Origin of the sequence: Tepidimonas taiwanensis (assembly GCF_020162115.1) — a bacterium.
GTDB classification, from domain to species: domain Bacteria; phylum Pseudomonadota; class Gammaproteobacteria; order Burkholderiales; family Burkholderiaceae_C; genus Tepidimonas; species Tepidimonas taiwanensis.
Genome location: NZ_CP083911.1, coordinates 886,859 through 907,484 on the forward strand (window position 1 = coordinate 886,859; position 20,626 = coordinate 907,484).

Here is a 20,626-nt window from a genome sequence, read left to right on the forward strand (position 1 = left end):
TGGGAACACGATGTCCGGTACGCACGGCGGTGCCTTGCTGCGGCAGGCGCGCGAGCGCGCCGGGCTGCACGTGGCGACGCTGGCGGCGACGCTGAAGGTGCCGGTGCAGCGGCTGGAGGCGCTGGAGCAGGGGCGCTTCGATGCGTTGCCCGATGCGACCTTCACGCGGGCGTTGGCGCTGAGCGTGTGCCGCGCGCTCAAGATCGACGCGGCGCCGGTGCTCGCCGGCCTGCCGGCCGGGCAGGCGCCCGATCTCGGTCCCGCGCGGGACACGATCGGCGCGCCGATGCCGCGGGAGTCCGCCGGCACCGGTGGCAGCACCCTTTCGGTGCGGGAGCGCGCGCCGTGGTGGGTGGCGCTGGTGCTGGTGGTGCTGGCGGGCGTGCTGTGGTTCGTGTTGCCCAACACGGACGACACCCCGCCCGCGACGGCCAACGGGGTCGCGGTGACGCCGCCGGCCAGCGACGGTCCCGCGGCAGCGACGCCGCCTGCGGGCGAGTCCACGTCGGCGGCACCGCCGGCGACGCCGGCTGCGGCATCGTCCGCCTCGGGCGCCTCGATGGCCGCGGGGCCGGGCGGCACGGCCACCGCCCCAGCGGCCGCGACAACAACAGCGGTCCCGGCCGCCGCGTCCACCCCGACGACGGCCGAGGCCCAAGTGCCGTCGGCGCCGCCCGCGGCGACCGCCGGCGTGCTGGAATTGCGCATCCGCGGCGGTGCGAGCTGGATCCAGGTGACCGGGGCGTCCGGCCGCGTTTGGCTGCAGCGCAACGTGCAGCCCGGCGAGACGCTGCGTTTCGACGAAGACCTGCCGCTGGCGGTCACGGTCGGGCGCGCCGATGTCACCGAGGTGGTGGTGCGCGGCCAGCCGTTCGACCTCGCGCCGCTCGCCCGCAACAACGTCGCGCGTTTCGAGATCCGCTGATGAGCACGAGCCCCAGCGCCGCGGTGGCCGAACGGTCCTCCACCTCCCCCCGTGAGCAGCCGATTCCGCTCGGCGGTCCTGCCCCGCGGCGGTCGCGCCAGGGCGTCGTCGCTTGGGGTGACAACCGCGTCACCGTCGGCGGCGACGCACCGATCCGCGTGCAGTCGATGACCAACACCGACACCGCGGACGCGGTCGCCACCGCGATCCAGGTCAAGGAACTCGCGCAGGCCGGCTCGGAGCTGGTGCGCATCACGGTCAACAACGACGAGGCCGCGAAGGCGGTCCCGTACATCCGCGAGCAGCTCGACCGCATGGGCGTGTCCGTGCCGTTGATCGGGGACTTTCACTTCAATGGGCACCGGCTGCTGGCCGACTACCCGGCGATGGCGCAGGCGCTGTCCAAATACCGCATCAACCCGGGCAATGTCGGCCGGGGCGAGAAAAAGGACCGCCAGTTCGCGCAAATGATCGAGGCCGCGCTGCGCTGGGGCCGGCCGGTGCGCATCGGGGTCAACTGGGGCAGCCTGGATCAGGAGCTGCTCGGGCAGATGATGGACGAGAACGCCCGCCGTGCCGAACCGTGGGACGCGCGGCAGGTGATGTACGAGGCGCTGATCACCTCCGCGCTGGCGTCGGCCGAGCGCGCCGTCGAGCTGGGCATGGCGCGCGAGGACGTGGTGCTGTCGTGCAAGGTCAGCAACGCGCAGGATCTGATCGCCGTGTACCAGGAACTGGCGCGGCGCTGCGACTACCCGCTGCACCTCGGGTTGACCGAGGCGGGCATGGGCGTCAAGGGGACGGTCGCGTCCGCGGCGGCGCTGGCGGTGCTGCTGCAGCAGGGCATCGGCGACACGATCCGCGTCAGCCTCACGCCCCAGCCCGGCGAGCCGCGCACGCAGGAGGTGGTCGTCGCGTTGGAGATTTTGCAGGCGTTGGGGCTGCGGCACTTCGTGCCCAGCGTCACCGCCTGTCCCGGCTGCGGGCGCACCACCAGCACCGTGTTTCAGGAACTGGCCAAGCAGATCGACGACCACCTGCGCGCCGCGATGCCGGTATGGCGCAGCCGCTACCCCGGCGTGGAGAATCTCAAGGTCGCGGTCATGGGCTGCATCGTCAATGGGCCGGGCGAGAGCAAGCACGCCGACATCGGCATCAGCCTGCCCGGCACCGGCGAAGCGCCGGCGGCACCGGTGTACCTGGACGGGCAGAAGGTGGCGACGCTGCGCGGTGAGCGCATCGCCGAGGAGTTTCGCCAGATCGTCGAGGACTACGTCGCGCGCCGCTTTGGCCGGGCCGGGGCCTGAGCGGCCCGATCCCGCATCCCGTTGTTGTGTTTCGTTCGCTGCCGCGCCCCCGCGGGCAGCCATCCGTCGAGATTTCGCATGACAGACAAGATCAACGCCGTCAAAGGCATGAACGACATCGTCGCGCCCGACTCCGCCCACTGGGAGTGGCTGGAGGGGCAGGTGCGTGCGCTGTTTGCCCGCTACGGCTACCGCAACATCCGCACCCCGATCGTCGAGCCGCTCGCGCTGTTCGTGCGCGGGCTCGGGGAGGTGACCGACATCGTCGAGAAGGAGATGTACGCGTTCGAGGACCGGCTCAACGGCGAGCAACTCGCGCTGCGGCCCGAGGGCACGGCCGGCGTCGTGCGCGCCGCGGTCGAGCATTCGCTGCTCTACGACGGTCCGAAGCGCTACTACTACATGGGGCCGATGTTCCGCCACGAGCGCCCGCAGCGCGGGCGCTATCGGCAGTTCCACCAGATCGGCGTGGAGGCGCTGGGGTTGGCCGGGCCGGAGGCGGACGCCGAACTGATCACGATGGCCGCGGACCTGTGGCGCGAACTCGGCTTGCAAGACATCACGCTCGAGCTCAACACGCTGGGGCAGCCGGCGGAGCGGCAGGCGCACCGGCAGGCGCTCATCGCCTACTTCGAGCAGCACGCGGACCAACTCGACGAGGACGCGCGCCGACGGCTCTACACCAACCCGCTGCGCATCCTGGACACCAAAAACCCCGCGATGCAGGCGCTCGTGGAGGCCGCACCGAAGCTGCTCGACCACCTGGGCCCGGTGTCGCTGGCGCACTTCGACACGGTGCGGCGGCTGCTCGATGCGCAGGGCATTGCCTACCGCGTCAACCCGCGGCTCGTGCGCGGGCTCGACTACTACCACCACACGGTTTTCGAGTTCGTCACCGCGTCGCTGGGGGCGCAAGGGACGGTGTGCGCCGGGGGCCGCTACGACGGGTTGATCGCCGAGCTCGGCGGCAAGCCCGCACCGGGCGTGGGCTGGGCGATGGGGGTGGAGCGCATTCTGGAGCTGTTGAAGGCGCAGCAACGCTTGCCGGCGGTTGCGGTGCCGGACGCCTACGCGATCGTCCCGGACGCTGGCGCATGGCCGCAGGTGCTGCCGGCGCTGCGCGCACTGCGCGCCGCGGGGGTGAGCGTCGTCATGCACGCCACGACCGCCGACGGACTGGGCAGCATGAAGTCGCAGTTCAAAAAGGCTGACGCCAGCGGCGCGCGCTACGCGCTCATCTTCGGCGCGGAAGAGCTCGCGGCGGGCGAAGTCGCGGTCAAGCCGTTGCGCGAGGGGGTTGCCGGTACGATCACGGCGCAGACCCGCCTGCCGCTGGCGCAGGTGGCGCAGTGGGCCGATCGGCTGCGCGGCGACGCGCAACCCTGATCGCGCGGCCGCGGTGCCGGCGGGCCGCGGCGCCCCCTCTACAATCCCGCCCAGACACCACCAACGCGAGACCGCATGGCCTCCCACTACGACCTCGAAGAACAGGAACAAATCGCCCAGCTCAAGGCGTTCTGGGCCCGCTGGGGCAACGCGATCACGTGGCTGCTGATCGCGGTGCTGGCGGCCTATGCGGCGTACAACGGCTGGCAGTACTGGCAAAACCGCCAGGCGGTGCAGGCCGCGGCGCTGTTCGACGAACTCGAACAGGCGGCGCGCGCCGACGACGTCGAGCGCGTGCGCCGCGTCTGGACCGACCTGCAGGCGCAGGCGGCGCGCACGACGCAGGCGCAGCACGGGGCCCTGCTGGCCGCGCGGGTGTTCGCCGACGCCGAGCAAAGCGCCGATGCGCGGGCTGCATTGCAGTTCGTGATCGACCGCGCGCGCGATGACGCGCTGGCGGCGGTGGCGCGGCTGCGCCTCGCGGGGATCGAGCTAGATGCCGGGCAGCCCGAAGCGGCGCTCAAGCTGCTGGAGGCCGAAGTGCCCGCCGCGCTGCGCCCCTGGCGGGCCGACCGCCGCGGCGACGTGTTGCAACGGCTTGGGCGCATCGACGAGGCCCGCGAAGCGTACCGGGAAGCCTGGCGCGGGATGGACAGCGACGTTGCTTACCGTGGCATCGTCGAAGCCAAACTCAACGCACTCGGGGTCGACCCCGGTGCCGAACCGGAGGCCAAACCGTGAACGCAACAGTGCGACAGGGAGTGCCGCCGCGGCCCGCGCGGGGCGCGTGGTGGATGATCGGCGTGGCGGCGCTGGCGCTGGCGGCCTGCTCGTCCGGTCCGAAGAAACCCCAACCCACGCCGCTCGAGCCGGTGACGGCCCTGCTGCCGGTGCAGCAGGCGTGGACGCAGTCGATCGGCGCCGTCGACCCGTTGCTGGTGCCGGTGGTGCGTGGCGATGCCATCGCGCTGGCCAGCGCCGCGGGGGCGGTGGTCGTGCTCGACGGCGCCAGTGGCCGCGTGCGCTGGCGCGCGGAGGCGGGCGCCCCGATGGCCGCCGGGGTCGGCTTCGACGGTCAGCGCGTGGCGCTGGTCACGCGTGACAACGACCTGACCGTGTTGACCGAGCGCGGCGTCGCGTGGCGCCAGCGGCTGGCGTCGCGCCCGTTCACGCCGCCGTTCGTCGCGGGTGAGCGGGTGTTCGTGCTTGGGGGTGACCGCAGCGTCATCGCGTTCGACGCCCGGGACGGGCGGCGCCTGTGGTCACAGAGCAGCCGCGGCACCGAGCCGCTCGTGCTGCAGCAGCCGGGGGTGCTCGGGGCCGTCGGCAACACCCTGATCGCGGGGATCGGCGGGCGGCTGGTCGGGCTCGACCCCGACAGCGGGCGCGTCCTGTGGGATGCGGTGGTCGGCCGCTCGCGCGGCGCCAACGAAATCGAGCGGCTGGTGGACCTGGTCGGCCGCGTCGGGCGTGACGGCGATGTCGTGTGCGTGCGCGCGTTCCAGTCCGCGGTCGGTTGCGTGGATGCGGTGCGCGGGCGCACGCTGTGGACGCAGAGCGCCGATGGCGTCTCGGGCGTGCAGGCGGACGCCGAGCGCGTCTACGGCACCGAGTCCAACGGCCGGGTCGTCGCGTGGCGGCGCACGGACGGCGAGCGCGCGTGGACGAACGAGCGGCTGCTGCACCGCGGCGTGACCGCGCCGCTGGTGCTGGGTCGGTCGCTCGCCGTCGGTGACGCGCAGGGCCATGTGCACGTGCTTGCGCGTGCGGACGGCGCGTTCCTCAACCGCCTCGCGACCGATGGCTCGCCGATCGTCGACGGTCCGCTGCTCGTCGGCAACACGCTGGTGGCCGTGACGCGCAACGGCGGCGTTTACGCGTGGCGTCCGCAATGAGCGGATTCAAGCCCGTCGTGGCGTTGGTCGGCCGGCCCAATGTCGGCAAGTCCACGCTGTTCAACCGCCTCACGAAGAGCCGCGACGCCCTGGTGGCCGACCTGCCGGGGCTGACGCGCGACCGGCACTACGGCAACGCGCGGCTGGGGCGGCGCGAGTTCATCGTCATCGATACCGGCGGCTTCGAGCCCGACGCGGACAGCGGCATCTACCGCGAGATGGCCAAGCAGACCCGGCAGGCCGTGGCCGAAGCGGACGTGGTCGTGTTCGTCGTCGATGCGCGCGCCGGCGTCACCGCGCAGGACCACGACATCGCCGCGTACCTGCGGCGCCTGGGCAAGCCGACCGTGCTCGTCGCCAACAAGGCCGAGGGGATGCGCGAGGGCGCGCAGTGGGCGGAGTTCTACGAGCTGGGCCTCGGCGACGTCGTGCCGGTGTCGGCCGCGCACGGGCAGGGCGTGCGCTCGATGGTCGAGGCGGCGTTGGACCGCCTGTCGTGGCCGGATGGGGCCGACGACACCGAGCTGCAAACGGAAGGGGATGCGGCCGATGCCGTGATTCGGCTCGCCGTCGCCGGCCGTCCCAACGTCGGCAAGTCCACGCTCATCAACGCCTGGCTGGGGGAGGAGCGGTTGGTCGCCTTCGACCTGCCGGGCACGACGCGCGACGCGATTCGCGTGCCTTTCGAGCGCGAGGGCCGGCGCTTCGAGCTGATCGACACGGCCGGCCTGCGGCGCAAAGGTCGGGTATTCGAGGCGGTGGAGAAGTTTTCCGTCGTCAAGACGCTGCAGGCGATCGAAAGCGCCCACGTCGTGCTGCTGCTGCTCGACGCGACGCAGGGCGTCACCGAGCAGGATGCGCACATCGCTGGCTACATCCTGGACAGTGGTCGCGCGGTCGTCGTCGCGGTCAACAAGTGGGACGCCGTCGACGAGTACCAGCGCGAGTTGTTGCGCCGCTCGTTGGAGGCGCGGCTCGGGTTCCTGAAATTCGCGCCGCCGCACTTTGTCTCGGCGCGCAAGCGCCAGGGCATCCAGGGGCTGTGGAAGGCGATCCGCCGGGCGTACGAGTCGGCGATGGTCAAGATGCCCACACCGGTGCTGACCCGGCTGCTGCAGGAGGCCGTGGCGTTTCAGGCCCCGCCCAAAGCTGGGATGTTCCGCCCCAAGCTGCGCTACGCCCACCAGGGCGGGCAAAACCCGCCGGTCATCGTCATCCACGGCAACTCGCTGGAGCACGTGGGGGCCGCGTACCGCCGCTACCTGGAGGCGCGCTTTCGCAAGGCGTTCGACCTCGAGGGCACGCCGCTGCGCATCGAGTTCAAGACCCAGGACAACCCCTACGCCTGATCCGCGTGTGAACCGGCCGCCGCCGCGCGTGTGGCGCGCGGGCAGGGACGCCGGGTTTGTGGTATGGTCGGCGTCCCCCCAATTTTTGGAACACGGAAGATATCGTGAGCAACAACAAAGGCCAACTCCTGCAGGACCCGTTTCTGAACCAGCTCCGTCGTGAGCACGTGCCGGTGTCGATCTACCTCGTCAACGGCATCAAGCTGCAGGGCCAGATCGAGTCCTTCGATCAGTATGTCGTGCTGCTGCGCAACACCGTCACCCAGATGGTGTACAAGCACGCCATTTCGACCATCGTGCCGGGCCGTCCGGTGCACTTCACGGTCGGGCAGCCGGCCGAGGGTCCGTCGGCATCGTGACCCCGGGCGCGCCGGCATCCCCGGCCGGGGGGCCGGCCCCCGGCGTCATCCTCGTCGGGGTCGATATCGGACAGGCGCATTTCGACGCCAGCCTGGATGAGTTGGCCCAGCTCGCCGAATCCGCGGGCTACCGGGTCTGTGACCGCGTGGTGTGTCGGCGCCGTGCGCCCGACGCGGCGCTTTACGTTGGCCGCGGCAAGGCCGACCAGATCGCCGCGCTGGCCGCCGCGCACGGCGCGGCCGAGGTGCTGTTCGACCAGGCGCTCAGTCCGGCGCAGCAACGCAACCTCGAGCGGCACCTGAAAATGCCGGTCAACGACCGCGTGCTGCTGATCCTCGAGATCTTTGCGCGCCGGGCGCGCAGCCACGAGGGCAAGCTACAGGTGGAGCTGGCGCGGCTGCAGTACCTCTCGACACGGCTGGTGCGCCGTTGGTCGCACCTGGAGCGGCAAAGCGGCGGTATCGGCCTGCGCGGCGGGCCCGGCGAGACGCAGATCGAGCTCGACCGGCGCATGATCGCCGAGGCCATTCACCGTACGCGCGAGCGGCTCGAGCGCGTCAAGCGCCAGCGGCGCACGCAGCGGCGCCAGCGCGAGCGGCGCGGCACGTTCAACGTCTCGCTGGTGGGCTACACCAACGCCGGCAAGTCGACGCTGTTCAACGCGCTGGTCAAGGCGCGCGCCTACGCGGCGGACCAGCTTTTCGCGACGCTGGACACCACCACGCGGCAGTGGTACGTGGCCGAGGCGGACGCGAGCGTGACGCTGTCGGATACGGTGGGCTTCATCCGTGACCTGCCGCACACGCTGGTGGAGGCATTCGCGGCCACGCTGCAGGAGGCGCGCGACGCCGACCTGCTGCTGCACGTCGTCGACGCCGCCAACCCGCAGCACCCGGAGCAGATCGACAACGTCGTGCAGGTGCTGCACGAAATCGGCGCCGGCGACATCCCCCAGGTGCTGGTGTTCAACAAGATCGATGCGCTGCCCCCGGAGCGCCTGCCCCGGCAGCTGCGCGACCGGGTGGAACTCGACGGGCAAGCGCGGACTCGGGTCTTTGTGAGCGCCCAGACCGGCCAGGGCCTGGACATCCTGCGCGCCGTCGTCGCCGAGGCGGTGCGCGCGTCGGACCGGGCAAATCCCGCGGACGGCGGACGCGACGCACCTTACGGCACAATACCCCTGCCCAACAACGACCGACCTGTCATCCATGAGTGATCACCCTTGGGACACCCAACCGCTCCGTCCACCGGCCGCCACCGGCCCGAAGGCTCGCGCCGGTGGCTGGGTGCGACGGCTGCGGGCCGTGTTCAACCTGAACGACCCGCGCTGGGGACGGGGCGAGGACGAGCCGGGTCGTGACGGCAACGGGTCGCGCCGGCCCGGCGGCGGACAAAACCCGCCCGACCTCGACGAGCTGTGGCGCGACTTCAACCGCAAGCTCGGCGGGCTGTTCGGCGGTCGGGGCGGCGGGCGGCCGCCCACCGGACCCGGTGGCCCCGGCTGGGGCCGCGGCGAAGGCGGCGGCCCCACTCGGCCCGATCCGAAAGGCGCGGGCATCGGCGCTGGTCTGCTGGTGGGCGTGGGCGTGCTCATCTGGCTGGGCAGCGGCTTTTTCGTCGTGCAGGAAGGTCAGCAGGCCGTCATCACGCAGTTCGGCCGCTACCACAGCACGGTCGGCGCGGGCTTCAACTGGCGCCTGCCGTACCCGATCCAGCGCCACGAGACGGTGTTCGTGACCCAGATCCGCTCGGTCGACATCGGGCGCGATGCGATCGTGCGCGCCACTGGGCTGCGCGAATCCGCGATGCTCACCGAGGACGAGAACATCGTCGAGATCAAGTTCGCCGTGCAGTACCGGCTGAGTGACGCGCGGGCGTACCTCTTCAATAGCCGCGATCCGGACGCGGCCGTGGTCAAGGCCGCGGAGACGGCGGTGCGCGAGGTGGTCGGCAAGATGAAAATGGACGCGGCGCTGGCCGAGGAGCGCGAACAGATCGCCCCGCGCGTGCGCACGCTGATGCAGAACATTCTGGACCGCTACAACGTCGGCATCGAGATCGTCGGCATCAACCTGCAGGCCGGCGGTGTGCGCCCGCCCGAGCAGGTGCAGGCCGCGTTCGACGACGTGCTCAAGGCCGGCCAGGAGCGCGAGCGCGCCAAGAACGAGGCCGAGGCGTATGCCAACGACGTCGTCCCGCGAGCGCGCGGTGCGGCGTCGCGCCTGCTGGCGGAAGCGGAAGGCTACAAGGCGCGCATCGTCGGCCAGGCGCAGGGTGACGCGCAGCGCTTCGCGCTGGTGCAGGCGGAGTACGCCAAGGCCCCCCAGGTCACGCGCGAGCGCATGTACCTGGAAGCGATGCAGGAGGTCTATGCCAACGTGACCAAGGTGTTGATCGACACGCGCCAGCAGTCCAGCCTGTTGTACTTGCCGCTGGACAAGATCGTGCAGCAGGTGAGCAGTGGCGCTGCGGCCGCCGCGGGTGCGCCGGCCGTTTCCGCGCCAGCGCCCGCGGCATCCGCTGGCAGCGCCGACGCGCGCAGCCGTGACGACGCGCGCAGCCGCGACCGTGAAGGGCGTTGAGGGGAGGACAGGCCACATGATCAACCGCATCGGATTCATCCTCACCTCGGTGCTGGTGGCGCTGGCGATCGCCAGCTCCATGCTGTTCGTCGTCGACCAGCGCCAGTACGGCGTCGTGTTCCAGTTCGGCCAGATCCGCAACGTCGTGACCGAGCCGGGGCTCAACTTCAAGCTGCCGCCGCCGTTCCAGAATGTGTCGTACATCGACAAGCGGCTGCTGACGCTGGAGAGCACGGACACCGAGCCGACGCTGACCGCCGAGAAGCAGCGCGTCGTCATCGACTGGTACGTGCGCTGGCGCATCTCCGACCCGTCGGCTTACATCCGCAACGTCGGGCTGGATGAGCGCGCTGGGGCGGCGCAGCTCAACCGCGTCGTGCGCAACGCCTTCCAGCAGGAGGTCAACAAGCGCACGCTGCGCGAGCTGCTGTCGTCCAAGCGCGAGGAACTGATGGCCGCGGTGCAGCGCGAGGTGCTGGCCGCGGTGCGCGGCGCGGAAAAGCCGTGGGGCATGGACGTGGTCGACGTGCGCATCTCGCGCATCGACTATGCCGAATCGATCACGCGCTCGGTCTACGACCGGATGGAGGCAGAGCGCAAGCGCGTCGCCAACGAGCTGCGTTCCACCGGCTTTGCCGAGGGCGAGAAGATCCGCGCCGAAGCGGACCGTGAACGCGAGGTGATCCTGGCCGAAGCCTTCCGCCAGGCGCAGAAGATCAAGGGTGAGGGTGACGCCGAAGCCGCGCGCATCTATGCGCAGGCGTTTGGCCGCGATCCGGCGTTCGCGCAGTTCTACCGCAGCCTGGAAGCGTACAAGGCCAGCTTTGCCAACAAGGGGGACGTGTTGGTGGTCGATCCGTCCACCGAGTTCTTTAAGGCGTTCAAGGGAACCGGCGCGCCGCCCGCCCGCTGAGGGCGCGGTGGCGGGGCCACCGGTGGGCAGGGGGTAAAATCCGGCCTTTGCCCACCGATATCGCCGATCCATGTCTGCCTGGCTGTTGCCGGATCATTTTGCCGATGTGCTGCCTTCGGAGGCGCGCCACATTGAGGACCTGCGCCGCGGTTTGCTCGACGTCGCGCGCCGCTACGGCTACGAGCTGGTGATTCCCCCGCTGCTGGAGCACCTGGAGTCGCTGCTCACCGGCACCGGCGAGGCGCTCGACCTGCAGACGTTCAAGCTCGTCGATCAGCTCTCCGGCCGTACGCTCGGCCTGCGCGCGGATACGACGCCCCAGGTCGCGCGCATCGACGCCCACCTGCTCAACCGCGCCGGCGTCACGCGACTGTGCTACTGCGGCCCGGTGGTGCACACGCGCGTGGCCGGTCCGCACGGCTCGCGCGAGCCGCTGCAGCTGGGGGCCGAGATCTACGGTCACGCCGGGCTCGAAGCCGATCTCGAAATCCTCGAACTCGCGCTCGACGCCGTGCGCGCCGCGGGGCTGCAGCGGCTCGGGATCGACCTCGGCGACGTGCGGGTGGTCGACGCGGTGTTGCAGGGGTGTTCCCTCCCCGCCGAGCGCCTGGCGCGCCTGCACGCCGCGTTGGCGGTCAAGGACGTGGCGGCGCTGGCGGAACTCGCGGCCGGGCTGCCCGAGCCGGTACGCGCGGGGCTGCTCGCGCTGCCGGAGCTGTACGGCGACGAGGCGGTGCTGGCGCAGGCGCAGCGCTGTCTGCCGGGCGGTGAGCGGCTGCGCGCGGCGCTGGACGATCTGGCCTGGCTCGTCGCGCGTCTGCGCGAGCGCGATCCGGACGTCGAGGTCACCATCGATCTGGCGGATCTGCGCGGCTATGCCTATTACACGGGCGTGCGGTTTTCGCTGTTGGCCGCCGGGGCGGGCGCGCGCGAGGAGGTGGCTCGCGGCGGCCGCTACGACGAGGTGGGCGCCGTCTTCGGGCGGCGGCGACCGGCGGCGGGCTTCAGCCTCGACCTCAAGCAGATGGTGCGACTGGCGCCGGCGCTGGCGCTGCGCCCCGCGATCCGCGCCCCCTGGCGACACGACGCCGCGCTGCGCGAGGCGATCGCCCGCCTGCGCGCCGCCGGCGAGACGGTCGTGTGCGTGCTCCCCGGTCACGAACACGAGGTGGACGAGTTTGCTTGTGATCGCGAGCTGGTCGAGCGCGACGGGGCCTGGATCGTGCAGCCCCTCGCGGTGCAGCCGGTGTGATGGCCCGCGCGTGCAGAACCGGCGTCCCCCCGCAGCGAAAGACCCAATCGACCCCAACAACGGCAGAGTTTCCATGAGTGACACGCAATTCCGACCCCAGCCCGGGCGCAACGTGGTGGTGGTGGGCACCCAGTGGGGTGACGAAGGCAAGGGCAAGCTGGTCGACTGGCTGACCGAGACCGCGCACGGCGTGGTGCGCTTCCAGGGCGGCCATAACGCGGGCCACACGCTGGTCATCGGCGGCGTGAAGACCGCGCTGCACCTGATCCCCAGCGGCATCATGCGCGCCGGTGTCAAGTGCTACATCGGCAACGGTGTCGTGCTCTCACCGGCCAAGCTGCTGGAGGAGATCGAAGGCCTGGAGCGCGTCGGGGTGGAGGTGCGCTCGCGCCTGCGCGTGAGCGAAGCCTGTCCGCTGATCCTGCCGTTTCACGCCGCGGTCGACGTCGCGCGCGAGGCGGCCAAGGAAAAAGCGGGCACCGCGAAAATCGGAACGACCGGCCGCGGCATCGGCCCCGCCTATGAGGACAAGGTGGCGCGCCGCGCGCTGCGCGTGCAGGACCTCAAGCACCCGCAGCGTTTTGCCGCCAAGCTGCGCGAGCTGCTCGACCTGCACAACCACCTGCTGACCACCTACCTCGATGCGGCGTCGATCGCGTGGCCGGCGGCGCTGCAGCCGTACTTGGACGGCGGCCGTGTGCGCTTCGAGCCGGTCTACGACGAGGCGATGCGACAAGCCGAGCAGTTGCTTCCGATGGTGGCCGACGTCTCGCGCGAGCTCAACGAGGCGCACCGCGCGGGCGCCAACCTGCTGTTCGAGGGCGCGCAGGGGACGCTGCTCGACATCGACCACGGTACCTACCCGTTCGTTACCTCCAGCAACTGCGTGGCGGGCAACGCCGCGGCCGGCGCGGGTGTCGGGCCGGGGCTGCTGCACTACGTGTTGGGGATCACCAAGGCCTACTGCACCCGCGTTGGCGGTGGGCCGTTTCCGACCGAGCTGGATTGGCAGACCGAGGGCACGCCCGGCTGGCACATGGCCACCGTCGGTGCAGAGAAGGGCACCACCACCGGCCGCGCGCGCCGCTGTGGCTGGTTCGACGCCGCGCTGCTCAAGCGCTCCGCACAGGTCAACGGCCTGTCGGGCCTGTGCATCACCAAGCTCGACGTGCTCGACGGCCTGCCAGAGCTCAAACTCTGCGTGGGCTACCGCCTCGACGGCCAGGAGATCGACCTGCTGCCGCTGGGCGCTGACGAGATCGCGCGCTGTGAGCCGATCTACGAAACGCTGCCGGGCTGGCAGGAGTCGTCGGCGGGCGTCACGCGCTACGACGATCTGCCCGCCAACGCCCGCCGCTACCTGGAGCGCATCGAGGCCGTCACCGGCGTGCCGATTCACGTCATCTCGACAAGCCCGGATCGCGACCATACGATCCTTCTGCACCATCCCTTTGCCGCCTGAACCGCGAAAGGCCCGCCCATGCTCACCGAAGACGGCAAGCACCTCTACGTCTCGTACGACGAATACCACAACCTGATCGAAAAGCTCGCGATCCAGATTTACCAGTCGGGCTGGATGTTCGACACCATCCTGTGTCTGGCACGCGGCGGCATGCGGCCGGGCGATATCCTCAGCCGCATCTTCGACAAGCCGCTGGCCATCATGTCCACGAGCTCCTACCGGGCGGAGGGGGGCACGGTGCGCGGCCAGCTCGACATCGCGCGCTACATCACCACGCCCAAGGGCGAGATCGCGGGCCGCGTGCTGCTGGTCGACGACTTGGCCGATTCGGGCCACACCCTCAAGGCCGTGGTCGAGATGCTGCGCACCCACTACCCGCCGATCACGGAACTGCGCACCGCCGTGCTGTGGACCAAGGCGGTGTCGATCTTCCAGCCGGACTATTCGGTGGAGTTTCTGCCGACCAACCCCTGGATCCACCAGCCGTTTGAGTGCTACGACAACCTGCGGCCCGAACAATTGCTGGCGAAGTGGAAGGTCTGACCCCCGGTGAGCCGCCGGATGGCGCGGGTGACGCCACGCGCCTGATCCATCACCCGTACCGCGCGCCGGACGGCTTCGACGCCGTGCCGGTGGCGGTGCACAAGGCGTCGACGGTTTTCTTCCCCAACGTCGAGGCGATGCGCCTGCGCCGCTGGCAGGACAAGTCCGGCTACACCTACGGCCTGCACGGCACGCCCACCACGTTCACGCTGGAGGAGCGGCTCGCCACCCTCGAGGGCGGGCGCCACTGCGTGCTCGCCCCCAGCGGGCTGGCGGCGATCGCGCTCGTGGACCTCGCCTTCCTGCGCAGCGGCGACGAGGTGCTGATCCCCGACAACGCCTACGGCCCCAACAAGGCACTGGCCGCGCACGAGCTGGCCGCGTGGGGCATCGGCCACCGCATCTACGATCCGATGGATCCGGCCGATCTGGCCGCCGCGATCACGCCGCGCACGCGGCTCGTCTGGCTGGAGGCGGCGGGGTCGGTGACGCTGGAGTTTCCGGACGTGCCGGCGCTGGTCGCCGTCGTGCGCGCCGCCAATGCCGGCCGGGAGCGCCCGATCCTCACGGCACTGGACGACACCTGGGGGGCGGGGGTGGCGCTGCGTCCGTTCGAGCTGGGGGTGGACGTCGCGATGCAGGCGCTCACCAAATACCCCAGCGGCGGCGCCGACGTGTTGATGGGATCGGTCGTGACGCGCGATGACGACCTGCACGACGCGCTGCTGATGACGCACATGCGCCTGGGGCTCGGGGTGGGTGCCAACGACGCCGAAGCGGTGCTGCGCGGGCTGCCGTCGCTGCCGCTGCGCTACCGGGCGCAGGACGCCGCCACGCGCGAGCTGGCGCGCTGGATGCAGGCCCAGCCCCGCGTCGCGCGTGTGTTGCATCCCGCGCTGCCGGATTCCCCCGGCCACGCCGCATGGCAGCGCGACGCGCGGGGGGCGGCGTGCCTGTTCAGCGTGGTGTTCGAACCGGATGTCACGCCCGAGCGGGTGGACGCGTTCTGTGACGCACTGCGGCTGTTTCGCCTGGGCTATAGCTGGGCGGGGCCGGTCAGCCTGTGCGTGCCCTACGACATTCCGGCGATGCGCGCGCGTCCGTGGCCGCACGCCCCGCGGTTGGTTCGGTTCGCCGTCGGCCTGGAGGATGTAGAGGATCTGCGGGCGGACTTGGCGCAAGCGCTACGGGCGTTGACTTGACAACGTGGCAGCGGGGTGGGCGCAGATCAACGGCACATGTGCGGCGCCCAGCCGCGCGTGATACGCGCCACCAAGCGCGCGGCTGCGCGGGCGGTGAGTGCGTCGCGATCCAGCGCGGGGTTGAGCTCGGCGATATCCGCCAGCGCCACGCGGCCGCTGGCCATCACGTGGTCGATCATCGTCTCCACGTGTGCCAGCGGCACGCCCAAGGCCGCAGGGGCTGACACGCCCGGTGCCAGCGATGCGGGCAGGACATCCAAGCACACGCTCAGGTAGACCGCGTCGCAAGTGGTCAAGTCCCTGCTGAGTGCGGCCAGCGCCGCACGCACCCCGTCGGTCGTTTGCAGGACCTCATCCGTCCAGTACGGCACCTCCCAGTCGCGCGCACGGTCGAACAAGGCTTGCGTATTGGCAAAGCGGCTGATGCCCAAGACCCGGTACTGAAACGGCCGCCCGTGGGCCGCACACCACGCGCGGATCTGAAAAAACGGTGTACCGGAGTTGGGATGGGGGGCTTGCCGCAAATCGAAATGCGCATCCAAATTGACGATGAGCACCCGCGCCAGGTGCGGCCGCGCGTGCGCCAGCCCCTGAAAACTGCCCCACGCCACCTCGTGACCGCCGCCCAACACAATCGGGTAGTGGCCGGCGCTCAAAGCCGCGGCCACCCGCGTGGCCAACGCGCGTTGGGCGGCTTCCAAATTCCCGCACTCGCACCCGACGTCGCCGTCATCAAAAACCGCTGGCTCGCCCAACACCGGCACATTGGCCAGGGCGCTGCGCAACGCCTGTGGGCCACGGGCTGCGCCGACTCGGCCACCGTTACGGCGCACGCCCTCGTCACAGGCAAAGCCCAGCAACACCACGCCGGGGCGATCGGCTTGTGCCAGTGGCCGCACGTGTTGGTGCCACCGGGTGGTGACGCCGCTGTCGTCGGCGTCGATGCGGCCCCGCCAAACAAAGTCGCTCATGCCACCACCTCGCCCGCAATCACCACCCGTTCAGGTTGGAGGTGTCCAAACCAATAACAAAGCTCGTTGGGGTGGTCGAGTGCCCACACCGCCAAGTCTGCCCGCTGCCCCACGGCCAAGCAGCCCCGGTCATGCAAGCCCAGTGCCCGTGCCGCGTGTCGCGTGATGCCGAGCACCGCCTCCAGCGGCGTCAGGCCGAACAGCACACAGGCCATGTGCGCCATCAGCGGCAGCGAGAGCGTTGGTGACGTGCCCGGGTTGTGATCCGTGGCCACGGCGATGGGCACGCCCGCTTCGCGCAACGCTGCGACGGGGGGGCGACGTGTCTCGCGCAGCAGGTAGTAAGCCCCGGGCAGCAAGACGGCCACTGTGGCGGCCCTGCGCATCGCCTCAATGCCTGCCGGGTCAAGATACTCCAAATGGTCACACGAGAGGGCTGAGAAGGAGGCGGCCAGCGCTGCCCCTCCTTGATGGGACAACTGCTCGGCGTGCAGTTTGACTGGCAATCCCAGGCGACGCGCGGTCGCAAAGACGCGCCCGATCTGCGCCGGTGTAAAAGCCACGTGCTCGCAAAATGCGTCGACGGCGTCGACCAAGCCTTGCGCGTGGAGGATGGGCAGCCACTCACACACGGCCTCGATGTAGTCGTCGCGGCGGCCTTCGAACTCTGGTGGTACGGCATGTGCTCCCAAGTAAGTGGTGCGCACGCTCATCCCCAGCGTGGCTTGCACGCGCCGTGCCACGCGCAGGCAACGCGCCTCGGTTGGCAGATCGAGGCCGTAACCGGACTTGATCTCCAGAGTTGTCACGCCCTGAGAGCGCAGCGTTCGTGCGCGTTGCACAGCCAGCTGCAGCAATGCCTCTTCGCTGGCAGCACGCGTGGCCGCGACGGTGCTGCGGATGCCACCGCCGGCGCGCGCGATTTGCTCGTAGCTGGCACCGCTGAGGCGCAGTGCCGCCTCCGTCGCGCGGCAGCCCGCGTACACCAAATGTGTGTGGCAGTCGACCAGGCCCGGCGTGACCAGCGCACCGCCCAGATCGTATTCACGTTCGATGGCCAGGCCGCGCGGCAGTTCGCGTGCGCGCCCTACCCAGGTGATGTGTGCGCCTTGCGTGAGCAGGGCGCCGTCGTCGATCAGGCTCCAATCGCCATCGGCCAGGGTTGCCAGCCGCGCGCGGTGCCACAGGGTCAGCGGTGGCGACATCTCAATCCTTCCACAGCACGGCCACGATATCTTCGTTGCCCGTGGTGGCCGCACCGGCAAGCACCAGTGTTTTGGCGGCCTCGATATCGGGCGCGAGGAACCGGTCTTCGGCGTAGAACGGCACTCGTTCACGCAGCACACCGTGCAGCCGCTGCAAGCGAGGAGAGGTCGGCAGCGGGCGGTGGAAGTCCACGCCCTGAGCGGCAGCGAGCCACTCGATGGCGAGGATTGTGCCCGTGTGCTCGGCCATCGTGTCGAGCCGCCGTGCCGCATGGGTGGCCATGCTCACATGGTCTTCCTGGTTGGCGCTGGTGGGCAGGCTGTCCACGCTGGCTGGGTGCGCCAACAGTTTGTTTTCGGACGCCAAAGCCGCGGCGGTGACGTGAGCGATCATGAAGCCGCTGTTCAGCCCGGGGTTGTCCACCAGGAAGGGCGGCAGCCCCGAGAGGGTGCTGTCGATCAGCAAGGCGATGCGCCGCTCGGACAGCGCGCCGATCTCGGCCAGCGCCAGCGCCAGGGTGTCGGCAGCGAAGGCCACGGGCTCGGCGTGGAAGTTGCCCCCCGAGAGCACCTCGCCTGTGTCGGCAAAGACCAGCGGGTTGTCGGTGACGGCATTGGCCTCGATGAGCAGCGTGCGCGCCACCTGCGCGATGAGGTCGCGACAGGCACCCATCACCTGGGGCTGACAGCGCAGGCTGTACGGATCCTGCACGCGCTCGTCATGCGTGAGGTGTGAGCGCCGAATGGCGCTGCCTTCCAGCAGGGTGCGCGTCAGTGCCGCGCTGGCAATCTGTCCCGGTTGGCCCCGTAGCGCGTGAATGCGGGGGTCAAAGGGGGTGTCGCTGCCCTTGGCGGCGTCCACCGAAAGCGCGCCGATCAAGTGGCCTGCCTCCAGCAGGCGCTCGGCCATGAACAAGCCGTGCAGCGCCAGCGCCGTCGACACCTGCGTCCCGTTGATCAAAGCCAACCCCTCCTTGGGGGCCAGTTGCAGCGGTGCAATACCGGCTGCTTGCAGTGCCGCAGCCGCAGGCATCACCCGTCCTCGCATGCGCACGAGGCCCTCGCCCATCAGCGCCAGCGTCATGTGCGCCAGCGGTGCCAAGTCACCCGACGCGCCCACCGAGCCCTTGGCCGGGATCAGCGGCAGGATATCGGCGTTGAGCAAGGCCAGCAACGTATCGATTGCCTCTGGTCGCACGCCCGAGTGCCCGCGCGCCAAACTGGCGGCTTTGGTGGCCAGTATCAGGCGCACCACCGCGTCCTTGAGCGGCTCGCCTGTGCCCACGGCGTGCGAGAGGATCAGGTTGCGCTGCAATTGTTGCAGCTGCGTGTCGGCGATGCGCGTCTTGGCCAGCTTGCCAAAACCCGTGTTGATACCGTAAGCCGCTTCGCCGCGGGTGACGATGGTATCGATGGTGGCAGCCGCTGCTGCCACCGCTGCACGGGCCGCCGTGGATAACTGCACGGCTTGCGGTGCTGCCCAGAGCTTGCGCAAGTCTTGCAGTTGCAGACGGCCAGGTTCCAGAGTCAGTGTCTCAGCCATGGGTACTCGGGGGGTTAGTCGATCATGGGTAGGCGCAAGCCATGGCGTTTGGCGGTGGCCACGGCCAATTCGTAGCCCGCGTCGGCGTGGCGCATCACGCCCGAGGCGCAGTCGTTGACCAGCACGCGTGCCAAGCGACGCTCGGCCGCCTCGGTGCCGTCGGCGACGATCACCATGCCCGCGTGTTGTGAATATCCCATGCCCACACCCCCACCGTGGTGCAAGCTCACCCACGTCGCACCACTGGCGGTATTGAGCAACGCATTGAGCAGCGGCCAGTCGGAGACGGCGTCGCTGCCATCGCGCATGGCCTCCGTTTCGCGGTTGGGGCTCGCCACCGAGCCGGTGTCCAGGTGGTCGCGGCCGATCACGATGGGTGCCTTGAGTTCTCCTTTGCGTACCATCTCGTTGAAGGCCAAGCCGGCGAGATGGCGCTCGCCCAGACCGAGCCAGCAGATGCGCGCGGGCAACCCCTGGAAGGCGATGCGTTCGCGCGCCATGTCCAGCCAGCGGTGGGTGTGGTGGTTGTCAGGGAAGAGCTCCTTGATCTTGGCGTCGGTCTTGTAGATGTCTTCCGGGTCGCCCGACAGCGCCACCCAGCGGAACGGCCCCTTGCCCTCGCAGAACAGGGGACGGATGTAGGCCGGCACGAAGCCGGGGAAGTCGAAAGCGTTGCGCACGCCCTGATCAAAGGCGACTTGGCGAATATTGTTGCCGTAGTCCACCACCGGCACCCCCATCGCATGGAAATCGAGCATCGCTTGCACGTGCTGTGCGCAGCTGCGGGCGGCGGCTTCTCTCAAAGTGGCGTGCTGCGCGGGGTCGCGCTGCGCGGCCTTCCACTGCTCGACGGTCCAACCGGCTGGCAGGTAGCCGTGAATCAAGTCATGAGCCGAGGTTTGATCCGTGACCAAATCCGGTTTGAGACCACCGGCGCGCGCGCGCTTGACCAGCTCAGGCAACACCTCGGCGGCGTTGCCCAACAGAGCGATGGAGACGGCTTCTTTGCGCTCGCAATGGTGACGCACCATCGCCAGCGCCTCGTCCAGGTCGCGTGCTTGCCGATCGACGTAGCGCGTGCGCAACCGAAAGTCGATGCGGCTTTGCTCGCACTCGATGGTCAGCGATACCGCGCCCGCCAGTGTGGCGGCCAGCGGCTGTGCCCCCCCCATGCCGCCAAGCCCTGCGGTGAGGATCCAGCGCCCGGACCAGTTGCCGCCGTAGTGCTGGCGGCCGGCCTCGGCGAACGTCTCGAATGTGCCTTGGACGATGCCCTGGCTGCCGATGTAGATCCAGCTGCCGGCGGTCATCTGCCCGTACATGAACAAGCCTTGGCGATCCAGCTCGTGGAAGTGATCCCACGTTGCCCACTTGGGCACGAGGTTGGAGTTGGCAATGAGCACCCGCGGCGCATCGGGATGTGTTTTGAACACGCCCACCGGCTTGCCAGACTGGATCAGCAGCGACTCGTCGTCGTTGAGCTCGCGCAGGCAGGCCAGGATGCGGTCGAAGCAGGCCCAGTTGCGCGCTGCACGGCCGATGCCGCCGTAGACCACCAGGGCCTGCGGGTTTTCCGCGACCTCAGGGTCGAGGTTGTTCTGCAACATGCGGTAAGCGGCCTCGGTGAGCCAGCTTTTGCAGTGCAGGGTCGTGCCGCGCGGGGCGCGAATCACACGCGTGGGGTCGTGGCGGGGGTCGGGGTTGGCGGTCATAGGGCGCTCCAGAGAAAAA

General features: G+C 69.9%; 18 protein-coding genes. 14 read left to right on the forward strand and 4 right to left on the reverse strand.

Annotation, left to right across the window (positions count from 1 at the left end; genetic code table 11):
• The first annotated feature begins 10 nt into the window (after positions 1 to 10).
• From LCC91_RS04090 to LCC91_RS04155, 14 genes are all read left to right on the forward strand, one after another.
• A complete protein-coding gene (locus LCC91_RS04090) occupies positions 11 to 925 on the forward strand; it encodes a helix-turn-helix domain-containing protein (protein ID WP_043701758.1) in 915 nt (304 codons plus the stop codon).
• A complete protein-coding gene (gene ispG, locus LCC91_RS04095) occupies positions 925 to 2,232 on the forward strand; it encodes a flavodoxin-dependent (E)-4-hydroxy-3-methylbut-2-enyl-diphosphate synthase (protein ID WP_052231625.1) in 1,308 nt (435 codons plus the stop codon). The genes LCC91_RS04090 and ispG overlap by 1 nt, the downstream gene beginning before the upstream one ends.
• 78 nt (positions 2,233 to 2,310) lie before the next feature.
• Positions 2,311 to 3,618 carry a histidine--tRNA ligase gene (gene hisS, locus LCC91_RS04100; protein WP_043701642.1) on the forward strand — a complete coding sequence of 436 codons (1,308 nt, stop codon included), beginning with the start codon at positions 2,311 to 2,313 and terminating at the stop codon, positions 3,616 to 3,618.
• Positions 3,619 to 3,693: 75 nt separating this feature from the next.
• Positions 3,694 to 4,359, forward strand: a complete 666-nt coding sequence (locus tag LCC91_RS04105) for a YfgM family protein (protein WP_043701644.1) — start codon at positions 3,694 to 3,696, stop codon at positions 4,357 to 4,359.
• Positions 4,356 to 5,513 carry an outer membrane protein assembly factor BamB gene (gene bamB / locus LCC91_RS04110; protein ID WP_224441018.1) on the forward strand — a complete coding sequence of 386 codons (1,158 nt, stop codon included), beginning with the start codon at positions 4,356 to 4,358 and terminating at the stop codon, positions 5,511 to 5,513. The genes LCC91_RS04105 and bamB overlap by 4 nt, the downstream gene beginning before the upstream one ends.
• Positions 5,510 to 6,862 (forward strand): ribosome biogenesis GTPase Der, encoded by a 1,353-nt coding sequence (gene der, locus LCC91_RS04115; RefSeq protein WP_043701647.1) that lies wholly within the window; start codon positions 5,510 to 5,512, stop codon positions 6,860 to 6,862. Before bamB ends, der begins: the two co-directional genes overlap by 4 nt.
• Before the next feature lie 104 nt (positions 6,863 to 6,966).
• Complete coding sequence (hfq, locus tag LCC91_RS04120) at positions 6,967 to 7,221, forward strand: RNA chaperone Hfq (protein ID WP_043701649.1); 255 nt, start codon at positions 6,967 to 6,969, stop codon at positions 7,219 to 7,221.
• Positions 7,218 to 8,438 carry a GTPase HflX gene (hflX, locus tag LCC91_RS04125; RefSeq protein ID WP_043701652.1) on the forward strand — a complete coding sequence of 407 codons (1,221 nt, stop codon included), beginning with the start codon at positions 7,218 to 7,220 and terminating at the stop codon, positions 8,436 to 8,438. Before hfq ends, hflX begins: the two co-directional genes overlap by 4 nt.
• Complete coding sequence (gene hflK / locus LCC91_RS04130) at positions 8,431 to 9,804, forward strand: FtsH protease activity modulator HflK (protein ID WP_082007616.1); 1,374 nt, start codon at positions 8,431 to 8,433, stop codon at positions 9,802 to 9,804. The genes hflX and hflK overlap by 8 nt, the downstream gene beginning before the upstream one ends.
• 19 nt (positions 9,805 to 9,823) lie before the next feature.
• Positions 9,824 to 10,717: a protease modulator HflC gene (gene hflC / locus LCC91_RS04135; protein WP_043701768.1), complete on the forward strand. Its 894-nt coding sequence runs from the start codon at positions 9,824 to 9,826 to the stop codon at positions 10,715 to 10,717.
• Between the two features lie 70 nt (positions 10,718 to 10,787).
• Positions 10,788 to 11,969, forward strand: a complete 1,182-nt coding sequence (locus LCC91_RS04140) for an ATP phosphoribosyltransferase regulatory subunit (RefSeq protein WP_043701654.1) — start codon at positions 10,788 to 10,790, stop codon at positions 11,967 to 11,969.
• A gap of 73 nt (positions 11,970 to 12,042) precedes the next feature.
• The gene (locus tag LCC91_RS04145) at positions 12,043 to 13,431 is read left to right on the forward strand and encodes an adenylosuccinate synthase (protein WP_043701657.1); all 1,389 of its coding nucleotides are present in this window, start codon (positions 12,043 to 12,045) and stop codon (positions 13,429 to 13,431) included.
• Positions 13,432 to 13,449: 18 nt separating this feature from the next.
• Positions 13,450 to 13,974 (forward strand): phosphoribosyltransferase, encoded by a 525-nt coding sequence (locus LCC91_RS04150; RefSeq protein WP_043701661.1) that lies wholly within the window; start codon positions 13,450 to 13,452, stop codon positions 13,972 to 13,974.
• Positions 13,950 to 15,176 (forward strand): cystathionine beta-lyase, encoded by a 1,227-nt coding sequence (locus tag LCC91_RS04155; protein ID WP_043701770.1) that lies wholly within the window; start codon positions 13,950 to 13,952, stop codon positions 15,174 to 15,176. The genes LCC91_RS04150 and LCC91_RS04155 overlap by 25 nt, the downstream gene beginning before the upstream one ends.
• 26 nt (positions 15,177 to 15,202) lie before the next feature.
• On the opposite strand, the gene hutG is transcribed toward LCC91_RS04155, so the two are convergent.
• The 4 genes from hutG to hutU are packed head-to-tail and all read right to left on the reverse strand — an operon-like array spanning position 15,203 to position 20,607.
• Positions 15,203 to 16,147, reverse strand: coding sequence for a formimidoylglutamase (hutG, locus tag LCC91_RS04160; protein ID WP_058615994.1), 945 nt, complete (start codon positions 16,145 to 16,147; stop codon positions 15,203 to 15,205).
• The gene (hutI, locus tag LCC91_RS04165) at positions 16,144 to 17,352 is read right to left on the reverse strand and encodes an imidazolonepropionase (protein WP_043701666.1); all 1,209 of its coding nucleotides are present in this window, start codon (positions 17,350 to 17,352) and stop codon (positions 16,144 to 16,146) included. The genes hutG and hutI overlap by 4 nt, the downstream gene beginning before the upstream one ends.
• A 1-nt stretch (position 17,353) precedes the next feature.
• The gene (gene hutH, locus LCC91_RS04170; protein WP_043701669.1) at positions 17,354 to 18,895 is read right to left on the reverse strand and encodes a histidine ammonia-lyase; all 1,542 of its coding nucleotides are present in this window, start codon (positions 18,893 to 18,895) and stop codon (positions 17,354 to 17,356) included.
• A gap of 14 nt (positions 18,896 to 18,909) precedes the next feature.
• Positions 18,910 to 20,607 carry a urocanate hydratase gene (gene hutU, locus LCC91_RS04175; RefSeq protein ID WP_043701674.1) on the reverse strand — a complete coding sequence of 566 codons (1,698 nt, stop codon included), beginning with the start codon at positions 20,605 to 20,607 and terminating at the stop codon, positions 18,910 to 18,912.
• Between the last annotated feature and the right edge of the window lie 19 nt (positions 20,608 to 20,626).